Source organism: Pseudomonas sp. OE 28.3 (assembly GCF_014268205.2).
Lineage (GTDB): Bacteria > Pseudomonadota > Gammaproteobacteria > Pseudomonadales > Pseudomonadaceae > Aquipseudomonas > Aquipseudomonas edaphica.
In genome coordinates this window covers 3,218,293-3,232,603 of sequence record NZ_CP077082.1, presented here as the reverse complement: position 1 = coordinate 3,232,603, position 14,311 = coordinate 3,218,293, and the positions used below count along the sequence as shown (strand labels likewise).

The following is a 14,311-nucleotide window of genomic DNA, read 5'->3' as shown; positions in this document are numbered from 1 at the left end:
GGAGAACGCCATGGCCAAGCCCCTGAGCGAATACACGCGCAAACGCGACTTCGAGATCACCGCAGAGCCCGCAGGTGATGCACCTGCCAGCAAATCCAAAGCCTCGGCATTGTCATTCGTGATTCAAAAACACGACGCGCGCAGCCTGCACTATGACTTTCGCCTGGAACTCGATGGTGTACTCAAAAGCTGGGCCGTGCCCAAAGGCCCAAGCCTGGACCCCAGCCAGAAACGCCTGGCGGTCCACGTTGAGGACCACCCGCTGAGTTACGGCAACTTCGAAGGCAATATCGCCGCCGGGCAGTATGGCGCCGGCGATGTGATCGTGTGGGATCGGGGGGTCTGGCAGCCTCACGACGATCCGCACAAGGCGTATGCAGCCGGCAAACTCAAATTCACCCTGGTCGGTGAAAAACTCTCCGGCGATTGGGCGCTGGTACGCACCCGCCTCAAGGGCAGCGGCGACAAGGAGCAGTGGTTGCTGATCAAGGAAAAGGATCAGCAAGCCCGCCCGGCCGCAGACTACGACATCGTAAAGGCCCAGCCCAAAAGCGTGCTCAGCGATGCCACCGTGGGCAAGCCCGCGCCTGCACCGCGTGCAAAGCGCCAGAAAGCCAAGACCGCCCTGCCCGATCAATTCGCGCCACAACTGGCCACCCTGGTCGACCGCGCCCCGCCCGGCGATTGGCAATACGAGATCAAATTCGACGGCTACCGCATGCTGGCGCGTATCCGCGACGGCGATGTGCGCCTGTTCACCCGCAACGGTCATGACTGGACCGAGCGTTTGCCGCGCCAGGTCAAGGCCCTCCAAGCCCTCAAGCTCAAGGACAGCTGGCTGGATGGCGAAGTGGTCAGCCTTAACGCCGACGGTTTACCGGACTTCCAGGCGTTGCAAAATGCGTTCGATATCGGCCGCAGCCTGGACATCGTTTACTACCTGTTCGATGCACCTTTTTTACACGGAAAAGACCTGCGTGAAGCGCCCGTGGAACAGCGCCGTGCTGCGCTTAAATCCGCGCTGTCGGGCAGCCGCAGCAAATTGCTGCGGTTTTCCGAAACCTTCGCCGCCAACCAACGCGACATCTTCGAAAGCGCCTGCGACCTGGCGCTCGAAGGCGTGATCGGCAAGCGCGTCGGCAGCCCGTATGTGTCCAGCCGCAGTGCCGACTGGATCAAACTCAAATGCCGCCTGCGTCAGGAGTTTGTGATTGTCGGTTACACCCGCCCGCAAGGTTCGCGCACCGGCTTCGGCGCGTTGCTGCTGGCGGTCAATGACGACAACGGCTTGGTGTATGCCGGGCGTGTCGGCACCGGGTTTGATCAGCACGCGCTCAAAGCGATTTACGCCCAGCTCACGCCTTTGGCGCGCAAAACTTCGCCACTGCAAAACCCGCTGACCAGCAGCCAGGCACGCGGCGTGCACTGGGTGGAGCCCGAGCTGGTCGGCGAAGTCAATTTCGCCGAATGGACCCGCGAAGGCGTGGTACGCCAAGCCTCATTCGTGGCGATGCGCAGCGACAAGCCTGTGGCGCAGATCATCCATGAGCAACCGCGCGCGGCCAAATCTCTCAAGCAGGCCTCAGCGCCGAAAAAAGCCGGCAACGGCGTGAACATCACGCACCCCGATCGCGTGATCGATCCACGAAGTGGCACGCAAAAGCAGCAGTTGGCAGAGTTTTACGCCAGCATCAGCGAATGGCTCCTGCCGTTTCTGCGCCACCGGCCGGTCTCGCTACTGCGTGCGCCGGATGGCATCGAAGGCGAGCAATTCTTCCAAAAACATGCAGAGCGCCTGGCCATCCCCCATATCAAACAACTGAACCAGAACCTCGACCCTGGCCATGCACGGCTGATGGAAATCGACACCACCAAAGCCCTGCTCGGCGCCGTGCAGATGGGCACCATTGAGCTGCACACCTGGGGCGCGACTGCCGACAAAATCGAAACCCCGGACCGGTTTGTGCTCGATCTCGACCCGGACCCGGCGCGGCCCTGGAAAAGCATGCTGGAGGCCGCGCAATTGACCCTGTCGGTACTGGATGAGTTGGGCCTTGAGGCGTTCGTCAAAACCAGCGGTGGCAAAGGCCTGCACGTGGTCATCCCGCTGGCGCGCCGGGACGGCTGGGAGACAGTAAAGGCCTTTGCCAAGGCCATCGCACAGTTTATGGCACAGCAACTGCCTGAACGCTTTACCGCTACCAGCGGCCCGAAAAACCGCATTGGCAAGATCTTTATCGACTACCTGCGCAATGCCCGCGGCGCGAGTACGGTGGCGGCCTATTCGGTACGGGCACGCCCGGGCCTGCCGGTCTCGGTGCCGGTGAGCAAGGACGAACTGAAAGGGTTACGCGGTGCGCAGCAATGGACGGTGGCTAATCTGCATGAGCGTTTGAGCACGCTCAAGGATGACCCCTGGGCCGGTTACGCCAACCGGCAGAAGATCAGCAAGAAGATGTGGGACAAGCTGGGGGCGCAGCCGCCACAGTGATTGGCATCCAGCGTCCGCCGCCGATACGAAAGCGTCGGGGATCGCTTTGGCCAGGCCCCCAGCAAAGCCAACACAGCAAGCAAACCACCAGCGTTCTTGAATACGGTACCGCGCTTCATGCAAAAACCTCTACGAACAGGGATGGTGTTTGTGTGCCGACATCCCTGTCGTTAAGGCTAACGTTTGGCGGGGGCCATAAATTCCGGCCCGATTGGATCTTTTATCGTGCTGGCAAGAATACGGTCGATATGTGTCAGGTCATCGGCGGTCAGGTGCCAGCCAAACACCTCTTCAAAACCCTTCAATTGTTCCGGGCGGCGCGCGCCCCACAGTGCAATGGTCGGGCCTTGGTCCAACACCCAGCGCATGGCCAGGGCCAGCACCGACTTGCCATGGCATTCGCGCGCATAGCTGTCCAGCGCCGCCACAGCCGCCAGGTATTGCTCGAAACGCGGCGCCTTGAATTTGGGATCAAGCTTGCGCACATCATCCCCGGCAAAGCGGGTGGCCGAGTGCATGCTGCCGGTCAGCAAGCCACGGCACAGCGGGCCATAGGCCAACAGCACCAGCGAGCGCTGGCGGGCATAGGGCAGGATGTCGCTGTCGATGGCGCGCTCGAACAGGTTGTAGGGCGGCTGCACGGTGGCCAGCGCCGTGTGCCGACTGAAGTCGTCCATTTGCGCACAGGAATAGTTGCTCACGCCAACGGCAAGGATCTTGCCCTCGCGGCGCAGGCGCTCGAGCTCTTCGGCGGTTTCTTCCTGGGCCACCAGCGGGTCGGGCCAGTGCACCTGGTACAGGTCGATATAGTCGGTGTCCAGGCGCACCAAAGAGTCTTCGACTTCTTTGCGGATGCGCCGCGCCGTGGCATTGCGCCGGGTGGTGCCGTCGTCCCATTGCAGGCCGGCCTTGGTGGCAATCACCGCGCTGTGGCGCATGCCGCGCACGGCCTTGCCGATCAGTTCTTCGGACAGCCCAAGGCCATACACCGGCGCGGTGTCGATCAGGTTGATGCCGCAGTTCAATGCATGACGAATGGTCTTGATCGACTGCTCGTTGTCCGCACCGCCCCACAAATGCCCCCCCATGGACCAGGTGCCGAGGGCAATCCGCGAGACGGCCTTGTCGATGCCGGCAATCCGGAGGGTCTCGATGCGCATAAAAAACTCCTCGAAGAGCAAAAATACGTAGGAAAACAATTACTCTAGATCATCCGATGTTGAATAGGGCTCAACGCCCCATGCAACCGAACTCCTAGTAAAGAGGCTTGATATGGCGGCTTTTAATCGTTCCGAATTGGCCGATCTGAATGTGTTCATGGCGATCATCCGGCGCCGCAGTTTTCGCCATGCCGCCCATGAGCTGGGCGTGACCACCTCGGCGCTGAGCCACACCATGCGCAACCTCGAAACGCGCCTGGGGGTCAAGCTGCTGTACCGCACCAGCCGCGCGGTGGAACCGACTGACGCCGGCACCCTGCTGGCGGAAAAACTCACCCAGGGCTTTGCCGTCATCCAGGACGGTCTCGATACCCTGGAGCTGCACCGCGAAGCGCCGATTGGCCGCTTGCGCATCAATGTGCCACGGGATGCAGCCGTGCTGCTGTTGGCGCCGATCCTCGGCGACTTCACCGACGCCTACCCGCAGTTGCGCCTGGACTTGATCGTCGAAGACCACATGCTCGACATCATTGCCGAAGGCTACGACGCGGGTATCCGCTACGGTGCGACCGTGCCACAGGACATGGTCGCGGTGCCGCTGACCGGCGCACTGCGCTGGATCATGGTCGCCTCCCCCGCCTACCTCGCCCGTCGCGGTACACCTCAGGTACCCAAGGACCTGCTGGAGCACGCGTGCATCCGCATGTACCTGGGCGACAAGACCACCTACAAATGGGAGCTGGGCAACGGTGCGCGCCAACAACGCATCGATGTGCCCGGGCACTTCAGTGCGGCCGACACAGAAACCATCGTCAATGCTGCGTTGCAAGGCGTGGGGATTGCCTATTGCCTGTCCGACCGCGTGCAGCAGCAGCTTGCCGAGGGCCGACTGGTGGAAGTCATGCCGGACTGGGCCTGCATGGGCGAACCGCTGTGCATGTACTACCCGAGCCGCCGCCAGTCGCAACCGGGTTTGCGCCAGTTGATGGATATGATCCGGATGAAAACCATCGGTTCGCAGTTAATGGAAACACATTGAACCTGGGCCAGGCAGGTTGGCCTGGAGGGGGCGAAATATAGGGTTACGACTGAATCGGTGGAAGCAGGGAATCAAACCGAAGCGGCTGTTACGTAAGGGAAATGCCTCGTTAGTTCCCACGTCGAGGCGCTATTCCCACACGCACAACGGCAGCCCACTATGAACAGTGTTTCCAATCAGATCATCGCACGCCCTTCATCTGCTCCAACGTTGCCGCTACTGCCGCCGCTTTCAAGGCCAAAACGTGACACCGCGTCCCCGCAGGAAGAGCAGGCTGCCACACGGGCCAATGGAGACAGCGAACTGGCCATGCAATACGCGATCGCCCTGAACCTGGCTGGCCGTCGCACTCATGTTGAAGACTTCGATCACATTGCTCCCCACTCCACCTTTGGCCAATGGTGGAGGCACTTGCATGATGCCTTCCAATTGCCCGATGTTCAGCAGTGGATCAAGGCCTTGGGGGTTGATACCACCTCGATAAAAATCGATCCAAAATCAGGTCAGATTTCCTTTTACCGTGAGCGCTTTCTTGACCCGCTAAGCACATTACACACGCTGGGCCAGGACGACAGCCAGTGGGCTGCCCTGAGCGGGCCTATCCTGCGGGCCGCGAGCGTCATAGATGGCGAATTTCCTTTTGCGCCTCCCGTCAATAGCCCGGACGCACCTGTACCCTGGAAGCTCGTCGGTCGATTTTATCAGGAGCCACAGAACCTGACGCTGTCTGGCATGCTCAAGCGAGCGGACGAAATCAGCCACCAGACGGGTAACTTCAAAACCCTCGATCCAGGCCGCTTTGCGGACAAGATCCAGTCGCGCAGCGAAGAAACACTACAGGAACAGAAAGCGGCACTGGGTGATATCCACAACTGGCACCGGGCGGGTGCTGCACTGCAACGCCTGGCGATGGCCCTGGAGGATGGCAGTAAAAAATTCGAGGAACTCCAGCCCGAACTGGGACAGCCGCTGCCACTGTCTGCAGACAGCACCTACCGGCCAACGGGCACTGGCGCCGCCAACGAAACCAGCCTGCTTCAATTTCTGACGGAGCATGGCATTGACGTCCCCACCAACCCCGAGCAACTGGAAAACCTCTCCAGCGCGCTCCTCACGACGCCCCCCAAGGCCGCCCCCCATGGCGACTTGGGCGGCGCGCTGACATGGCCCGAACCACTTGCACGTGACAACCAGACACAACTGAAGACGGGAATTACCGAAGGAAAATTCGGCGACGTCAGATTAAAACCCTTCAAGCATGTCCTGGATTATCTGCTCAACGGCAGATCGATCTCCGCGCAGGAACAGCTGAATCCGCGGCAGTTGATCAGCAGCTTGATAAGTTCAGACAGAGGCACCGCACTGGGCAAGGCAATTGAAGCCACATTCGAGGCTCGCTCAGTCAAAGGCAGTGTCACCGACTGGCTGCTGGCGGCCTTGGGCGTGGGGAAATACGACCAAGCCCACGGTGAAACACGTATTGAGGGCTACCCCCTGGTTTCAGCCCACAACAGCCATAAATCGGCTTCGAGGGTGGTCAAGGAGCTGGAGGAGCATCTGCTTGCCAACGGCCTCGCTTCCAGCGCGCAAACAGCAGCCGTGCAGGCCCACCTCATGCTCGCCAGTCGCGCACCGCAGTTTCTGGTCAAGGGTATCCCGCAGGAAGTGACGATGGGTTCGCACAGCTGGGTCAGCTTCACCACGGCGGTAGCGCGCGTGGAAGCGAAAGCGCCAGGCGCGACAGCCAACATGGACTACGCGCAAATCATGCTCGCGGCCAATATTGCACCGATCTCGAACGAGGAACGCCAGATCGAATATGCCGCCCAGAACGAGGCGATCAAAGCCTGGGGCGTTCCCAACGGCATGGGCTATCCGACCACGCAGACAGCCCTGTCCGAGGTGCGTGAGGCGTTCAACCGGCATATCAGCGAAATGAGCGAAGCCGCCTCACTGCCGCTCCTCGAGACGCCGACCACCAAAGCCATTGCGGTCGAGCTTTTGAAAAAAGCATGCCCCGGGATGGACCCAGCGCTGTTTGAGAAAAAGTGCATTACGTCGCAGCCCTCTACCAACGTATACCCCGGCCCCTACTCACTGTTGGACCTGCTCATTGATCGCAGGGCGCTTAGATCCCCACCACCAGATTCCGACAACAGAAAGCCTGCGGTATGGGTTTCATCATCAGACGAAATCAATATCGGCGATCTGCTGCCAATCCTCAAAACCCTGCCGGATCCCATCAAGCAGTTCAATGAGGACTTTCGCACGTTCTCTGACGCCGTCAAAAAGGCCACGTCGGCGCAGTTCAAGGTCATGATTTCGAAATTGCAACTGGAAGACCGGCAAAATCTGGCGTTCGGCGAAATCGTCGTACACAAAGAAATTCGCTACGACCGCATTCAAGGCTCCAGTTATGACAAGCGTGTTGAAACAGGCGTGGTACTGGTGGAGACCCTGCGTACCGTCAACGGTAAACCTCAGACCAGGCAGTACGCAATCAACCGGCTGGAGGGCACTATCACCCCGCAGCCGAGCCTGTTTTATGCATCACTCCCGCCCGCCAGCCTTGCGTCTACCGGCCCACGTTATATAGCAGACCAGATAACGCCCAGGGGTGAGTACCCCGCGGGAATAACAGACGAACGCAAAGGCGCCACGGGTATACCTGATAGCGTTGCCAGTGCCAGAACCCAATACCTGGCCGATGCATTGATTGAGGATATGAAGCTGCCTGAGTTGGGCGCATATTCCAGGGGAACAACGACCTTTCAGACGGAACACAGCACCACCGAAGCCATTCGCGAGGTGCTGCTGGGCTTTATTCCGTTCAGGTCGGCCATTAAAAATTTCAACGAGGGCAAGACTGCCGACGGTGTTCTCGACCTGGCGTTCGACATTTTTGGTTTCGTGGTCGGCGTCGGCTCCGCTGCCAAGGCCGCGAGAGCTTCATTTGTCGGTGCTTCCGTGCTGTCAAAAGCTGCCCTGGGGTTCAAGATTGTCGGGCGGGCAGCAGTGGGCGCGCTCAATCCGTTGGGCGGTATTGATGACCTCGCGCGTAGCGCTATAAGGGGCGTAAAGTTTGTAGCCGGCAAAGCCTATAAAGGTGTCAATTACCTGCGCGGTTCGTACCGCCATGTCAACCTGTTGGAGGTGGCCAAAAGGGCCGATATCGCTGAAGGCGCATTCAGTGCCGCCAACAGCGCTCGCAACACAAAAGCCCTGGCTAAGTTCGATGAGGCAACCCATAAGTGGTACGCCTTGGATCCGCGCACGAAGCAGGCCTACGGCAAGCCGCTGGAGAACTTCGCCCCAGACGTGCCAAAACCGGGCGACTCGAATAGTTTGCGAGCAATCTCCAGTGACGACGCAATCCAGAACATCAGCAAGCAACACGGCCTGGCAGCAACCGGGACAATCCAGGTGGGCCAAGAAACAGTCGAGCGCCAGGCGGTGATGTTTCTGGGTAATTGGCATGAATACGATGCATTGAAGCAACGCGCCATGGGCCTGCCCTTGAGAGACTTTAAACCTAACCGCGTTGCTGCCAATGGAGAAGTACGCTCACTGGATGATCTGCACAGTTATGAAGCCCGCTACATCGCCGCAGACGAGTTATCGACCACGGGGTTGCAGAACAACGTGTTGGTGGGCCGCAGTAAACGCGAATATGTGAAGGTTGATGGCAGGCTCTTTGAGTCCCAAGTCAAAGACGGCCGGCGCGTCATCCGCCATCCGAACGGCACGAGCCCCGATATACCCGTCAAGGATCTTGGCCTTACAGGGTGGGCACCTTTATCCCGATCCGAACGTTTGCTGGCCGGCGCAGGTGGCACACCGACGCCTTTCAGGCTGGGAGATGGAACCTACGTAGTGCCGATGGACGATATTAAACGCGTGGAAACCTCAGGCAATCCATTCAGGATTACTTACAAAAACGTCGATCAGGAAGTTGCGTTCGACAGCACGGCCGGCGCATGGAGAGGCACCCACGAGCAAGGCCAGCAGTATTACTGGCGAACTACCAAAGGCCACTGGCAACGGGGAACACTTGAAGCGTCCAAAAAGGCTAAAAAAGCCAGCGCCCATCACTATAACTTTGTGGATATTTCGTCGATTCCCAGAATCCCCAAACAACTGGCTCCCGTGCCCAAAACGTTGAACTATTTCTGGGCGGGCCAGGAGATTCCCACCCTCTTGGTCGACAACATGACAAAAAACGCCACCCGAGCTTCAGGCTATAAAACAGTCCTGCACGTGGACGCCGACAGCCCCGCTGTGTTCAAACAAATAGAAAGCAAGCTGAAGGAGAAAATTCCCGGCGTGACGGTGCTCAATCTTAATGAAGATGCCGCATTCAAGCAGTTGAAGACCGGCGAAATGTACAACTACTTCCGACAAGGGCAAGGGAAGAATCTGGCGGCAGCTTCGGATGTAGCCCGCTACCCGATAATGAATAAACACGGTGGTTTTTACCTGGACACCGATGATCTTATCCAAAGCAACGTCGGGGCCGTCGATGTAGCAGCAGGCGCCGACGATGTGCTGCTCGGCGCAGCAATGACGAATTACGTAACCAATTACAAAACGTTCTATAACACCAGTAACTTTGCTACTCGACCCGGCAACCCTGTACTTGGAGAGATGATCAAGGAGATGAACAAGCGGTTTGCGGCTAACAAATCCTATTTTGCGAACAATCGACCGACCGTCAGTCGCGGTCCCGATGGCAACGTTCAATTCACCCAGGAATTCAAAGAGTATGAGGAAAAAATTTTTAATACCGTAGGCCCGGATATGTTTAATGACACGCTTAAAACCAAAAGACCCGATATGTACGACTTAGGTTTCGATGGCCTCGCTAGAGAAGCAAAGTGGGACGGTGTCAAACTCGTGCCGCACGGTCCAGTCGTCAGCATTGAAAACACAGTGAGTGAGGCCTATGCGCGTCAGGGCATGGTGGTGCCGATAACAGAGCCCTTACAGATCAAGAGGGCCAAGGAGCATTACTTTCCGCTTCGCTACAAATTCAACGTGAAAATTGGGGCTGACCATTCCTGGATCAATACCTGATCGAAACCCGTTGATCCAGCCTGCACCGAGTTGCTGGGCCGTCGTTCATGACCTGAGCACTCAGCCAAAGCTGGCGTGGTATGAACGACGAGCCAAGGCGAACGCTCAATCCTGACTTTCGGTGTTGCCTACATCCGCTGCATCATCGAGGTCGTTGAGCGGTACTTCTGCATCATCCATCAATGAACCTGGGTCTTCATTGCCCGGGTCATTGAGTTCTTCATCGTCATCGAGTTCCTGGGACATGACCTTCTCCTCTAACCACCTTGGGTGTCGATATCGGCATCGGTTTCAGGCTTGGGCTCGCGCGTGGGCTTGAAGTCTGGACTGTAGTCGTTTTCCCGGGCTTTGGGGTCGCTGGCAGGTTTCGGGTCTTTTGGCGCATCGGCAGCGGTGCCGGGCGCCGGCTCGCCGCCATCGATGGCCGGGTCGTTACGGTTGCCGGTTTGGGGGTCCTTGCTGGTGTTCATAGGTCACCTCTTGAGTAAAACGCAGCCTGCGTAGAGTTAAGGGTGTGCGCAGCACCACGAAGTTCAAATTGCTTAAGAGACCGGGTTATCCACCTGGATATAAAACGCGTAGGCACCCAGCAGCACCCAGAACACCATAAACAGCCACGGTGCACGCATGGAGAACAGCAGCGACTTGCGATAGCCCTTGTGTGACGATTCGGTCTCGCAGAACAGCGGCGAATCATCGTAGGCCATGCCCATCACCGGCTCACTGCGCAGCAGCTCGCTCTGCTTGTAGTGCCAGTGGTCGATAATTTCGTAGGCGGCGCGAATACCTGGCCAGGCATTCAATGAGCTAAGAATGCCGAGGAAGGCCAGAAACGCGGGCACAACCAAGGTAAAAAACTTGCCCCACTCCGGGTTCAGGTTACCCATGCCGGAGACAAAGGCGATCACCAGGAACGACTGTGCCGAGAGATAGGCGTCGGTACGGTTGGCCAGAATGGTGGTTTCGTACTGGATCTCGCGGCGATAGAAATCGAGGCGGTCTTTGGGTGAGCCGAAAATCTTGGCATTGTGCTCGTTGTGATCGTCCAGGGCGGCTGCCGGTGTGTTGGGAGAGATGATTCTGGGCACGGCGGTGCTCCACAAGGTGACGAGCCTTGTTAGAAGAATCGGGGCTGGATGAAGTTCAAGTTTGTTCATGCACCAATTTGGCGCATTCGCTGCACCCTTGTAGTGAGCGGCGTTTAGTGGCACCACGCTTTTGTGGCGAGCGAGCTTGCTCGCGTTGGGCTGCGTAGCGGCCCCAATAAAAGCGGGAGCGCTGCGCACTCCAGCGCGAGCAAGCTCGCTCGCCACAAGTGAATCACTGCCTTGAACACCGTTCCGGCACAAGCATTGCTTAATGCATTCATCTGCCCGGATACAGGAGCATTCGTTACCCCCCGACCCAGAGCCGACCCCATAAGAAAGTAAGGACCAGGCCCGTTGGCACCCTCAGCCACAGGCTCATAAAAATATGCGTTTTTTTAAGCGGCAGTGCCACCCAAGGCAACCCTGGGCACTGACAAGGTACTGGAATGGCTCGATCTTTCTTTGATGAAATGAATGACGCAAACGGCGCCTGCCGTGCGCACTATCAGGACTTCTCCCGCTGGCTGGCCAATACGCCGCCGGAACTGTTGGCCCAACGGCGTCGCGAAGCCGATTTGCTCTTCCACCGCGCCGGGATCACCTTCACCCTCTACGGCGATGAACAAGACACCGAGCGCTTGATCCCCTTCGATATCATCCCGCGCAGCATCCCCGCCAGTGAATGGGCCATGATCGAACGCGGCTGCATCCAGCGCGTCAATGCGTTGAACATGTTCCTTGCCGATATCTATCACGACCAGCGCATCATCAAGGCCGGGATCATCCCGGCGGACCAGGTGCTGGGCAACGAGGGTTATCAAAAGGCGATGGTCGGGCTGGACCTGCACCGTGACATCTACTCACATATTTCCGGCGTGGACCTGGTACGCGACGGCGACGGCACCTACTACGTGCTTGAAGACAACCTGCGCACCCCCAGCGGCGTGAGCTACATGCTCGAAGACCGCAAGATGATGATGCGCCTGTTCCCGGAAGTGTTCGCCAAGCAGCGCATCGCGCCGGTGGACCACTACCCCAACCTGCTGCTCAAGACCCTGAAAAGCTCGAGCCGGCTCGACAACCCCAATGTGGTGGTGCTGACGCCGGGGCGTTTTAACAGCGCGTTCTTCGAGCATGCGTTCCTGGCCCGGGAAATGGGCGTGGAGCTGGTGGAAGGCGCCGATCTGTTCGTGCACGACCTGAAAGTGTTCATGCGCACCACCGACGGTCCTAAACCAGTGGACGTGATCTACCGGCGTATCGACGACGCATTCCTTGACCCCCATGCCTTCAACCCGGACTCCATGCTTGGCGTGCCCGGCCTGGTCGCCGCTTACTGCGCCGGCAATGTGGTGCTGGCCAACGCCATCGGCACCGGCGTGGCCGATGACAAATCCATCTACCCTTACGTGCCGGAAATGATCCGCTTCTATCTGGACGAAGAGCCGGTGCTGCAAAACGTACCGACCTTCCAGTGCCGCAAACCGGATGAACTGTCCCATGTGCTGGCGCATTTGCCGGAACTGGTGGTCAAGGAAACCCAAGGCTCCGGCGGCTACGGCATGCTGGTTGGCCCGGCTTCAACGGCTGCCGAAATCGAGGACTTCCGCCAACGCATCAAGGCGCGCCCTCACGCCTACATCGCCCAGCCGACGCTGAGCCTGTCCACCTGCCCCACCTTCGTCGAAAACGGCATCGCGCCACGGCACATCGACCTGCGCCCGTTTGTGCTCTCGGGCAAGGAAACCCGCCTGGTGCCTGGCGGGCTGACCCGTGTAGCGTTGAAGGAAGGCTCGTTGATCGTCAACTCGTCGCAAGGCGGCGGAACCAAGGACACCTGGGTGGTGGAGGGCTGAGTATGTTGAGTAGAACCGCCGCAGATCTGTACTGGATGTCCCGTTACCTGGAACGTGCCGAGAACCTGGCGCGCATGCTGGAAGTCAGTTATTCGCTGTCGTTGATGCCCCAGGCCGGGCGCAGTGACGGGCTGGATGAGTTGGCCATGTCGCTGCTCAGCAGCGGCACACTGGACAGCTACCTCGAACGTCATAAACAACTGGACGCCGAACGCATGCTGCACTTCTTCGCCCTCGACGAAGAAAACCCGGCCAGCATCTACAACTGTCTGCGCGCCGCCCGTGGCAATGCCCACGCCGTACGCGGGCGCATTACCGCCGACATGTGGGAAAACCTCAACGCCACCTGGCTGGAAATGCGCAGCATCGCCGCCGGCGGCCTGGCGCGCCATGGCATCAGCCACTTTTGTGACTGGGTCAAACAGCGCTCGCACCTGTTTCGCGGGGCCACCTCCGGCACCATCATGCGCAATGACGCCTACCGGTTTATTCGCCTGGGCACCTTTGTCGAGCGTGCGGACAACACGTTGCGTCTGCTGGACGCGCGTTATGAAATGTTCGGCGAAGAATCCGAAGAGGTCAGCGACCTTTCGGCACGCGGCTATTACCAGTGGAGCGCCCTGCTCCGTGCGTTGTCGTCATTTGAGGCTTACACCGAGCTGTACCCGAATGCGCTGAATGCGCGCTCGGTCTCGGAGTTGCTGCTGTTGCGCAGTGATGTACCGCGCTCACTGCACGCGTGCATCGAGGAGTTGAGCCATATCCTCGCCGACCTGCCCGGCAGTTACGGGCGCGAGGCTCAACGCCTGGCGGCCGAGTTCGAAGCGCGGCTGCGTTATACCGGCATCGATGAAATCCTGGAGGACGGCTTGCACAGCCGGCTCACGGACTTTATTGACACGGTGCGCGAACTGGCGCGGGCGATTCACAGCTCGTACCTGGAAGTGGTGTGAGTGCATTCGGGTTACTTATCTGTCAATTCGGGTGATTGACCCTGCTTGAGTGCCGCTCTTATGTTGGGCAGGTGAACGACCTTCCCAACATAAGAACAGGTACAGCCCATGTCCGAACTCCACCTGAACCCCGCCGCCGCCCACACCCTGCAACGCTGGCACGCCATGCTGGCCGCACGCGACCTCAACGCCCTGCCCGAACTGCTCGCACCTGACGCGGTGTTCCGCTCGCCCATGGCCCACACGCCCTACCCCGGCGCGCCGGTGGTGTCGATGATCCTCAACACGGTGATCAAGGTGTTCGAAGACTTCGCCTATCACCGTGAACTGGCGAGTGCCGATGGGCTTAACGTGGTGCTGGAGTTCAGCGCGCGCGTGGGTGAAAAACAGCTCAAGGGTATCGATATGATTCGCTTCAATGAACAGGGGCAGATCGTCGAGTTTGAAGTGATGGTGCGCCCGTTGAGTGGGTTGCAGGCGCTGGGTGAGGAAATGGGCCGCCGGCTGGCGCCGTACCTGGCCAAGGCCAAATCCTGAAGACGATCGTTCCCACGCTCCGCGTGGGAATGCCTCTTGTGACGCTCTGCGTCACGTCTTGGGACGCGGAGCGTCCTGGGCTGCATTCCCACGCAGAGCGTGGGAACGATCAGT

General features: G+C 59.0%; 10 protein-coding genes. 6 read left to right on the top strand and 4 right to left on the bottom strand.

The window, feature by feature from the left end:
• Positions 1-10: 10 nt before the first annotated feature.
• A complete protein-coding gene (gene ligD, locus HU759_RS14600; RefSeq protein ID WP_186616947.1) occupies positions 11-2,491 on the top strand; it encodes a DNA ligase D in 2,481 nt (826 codons plus the stop codon).
• Between the two features lie 176 nt (positions 2,492-2,667).
• Here ligD and HU759_RS14595 read toward each other — a convergent pair whose 3' ends face one another.
• Positions 2,668-3,651, bottom strand: a complete 984-nt coding sequence (locus HU759_RS14595) for an aldo/keto reductase (protein ID WP_099549847.1) — start codon at positions 3,649-3,651, stop codon at positions 2,668-2,670.
• A 112-nt stretch (positions 3,652-3,763) separates the two neighbouring features.
• Between HU759_RS14595 and HU759_RS14590 the strand changes: the two genes are divergently transcribed.
• Positions 3,764-4,690 carry a LysR family transcriptional regulator gene (locus HU759_RS14590; protein WP_017135525.1) on the top strand — a complete coding sequence of 309 codons (927 nt, stop codon included), beginning with the start codon at positions 3,764-3,766 and terminating at the stop codon, positions 4,688-4,690.
• Between the two features lie 159 nt (positions 4,691-4,849).
• A complete protein-coding gene (locus tag HU759_RS14585; protein WP_225933052.1) occupies positions 4,850-9,763 on the top strand; it encodes a glycosyltransferase in 4,914 nt (1,637 codons plus the stop codon).
• A gap of 105 nt (positions 9,764-9,868) precedes the next feature.
• Here the strand turns inward: HU759_RS14585 and HU759_RS14580 are convergent, their stop codons facing one another.
• The 3 genes from HU759_RS14580 to HU759_RS14570 all read right to left on the bottom strand — a co-directional run bounded on the left by HU759_RS14580 (position 9,869) and on the right by HU759_RS14570 (position 10,851).
• Positions 9,869-10,009 (bottom strand): hypothetical protein, encoded by a 141-nt coding sequence (locus HU759_RS14580; RefSeq protein ID WP_017135523.1) that lies wholly within the window; start codon positions 10,007-10,009, stop codon positions 9,869-9,871.
• Positions 10,010-10,020: 11 nt separating this feature from the next.
• Entirely contained in the window at positions 10,021-10,233 is a 213-nt protein-coding gene (locus HU759_RS14575; RefSeq protein ID WP_170038331.1) for a hypothetical protein, read from the bottom strand.
• A gap of 72 nt (positions 10,234-10,305) precedes the next feature.
• Positions 10,306-10,851: a hypothetical protein gene (locus HU759_RS14570; RefSeq protein WP_026013566.1), complete on the bottom strand. Its 546-nt coding sequence runs from the start codon at positions 10,849-10,851 to the stop codon at positions 10,306-10,308.
• A 446-nt stretch (positions 10,852-11,297) separates the two neighbouring features.
• On the opposite strand from HU759_RS14570, the gene HU759_RS14565 reads away from it, so the two are divergent.
• The 3 genes from HU759_RS14565 to HU759_RS14555 all read left to right on the top strand — a co-directional run bounded on the left by HU759_RS14565 (position 11,298) and on the right by HU759_RS14555 (position 14,197).
• On the top strand, positions 11,298-12,707 hold the full coding sequence (locus HU759_RS14565; RefSeq protein WP_017135520.1) for a circularly permuted type 2 ATP-grasp protein: 1,410 nt from the start codon (positions 11,298-11,300) through the stop codon (positions 12,705-12,707).
• Between the two features lie 2 nt (positions 12,708-12,709).
• Positions 12,710-13,660, top strand: a complete 951-nt coding sequence (locus HU759_RS14560; RefSeq protein ID WP_017135519.1) for an alpha-E domain-containing protein — start codon at positions 12,710-12,712, stop codon at positions 13,658-13,660.
• Between the two features lie 108 nt (positions 13,661-13,768).
• The gene (locus HU759_RS14555; protein WP_017135518.1) at positions 13,769-14,197 is read left to right on the top strand and encodes a nuclear transport factor 2 family protein; all 429 of its coding nucleotides are present in this window, start codon (positions 13,769-13,771) and stop codon (positions 14,195-14,197) included.
• Positions 14,198-14,311 lie beyond the last annotated feature (114 nt).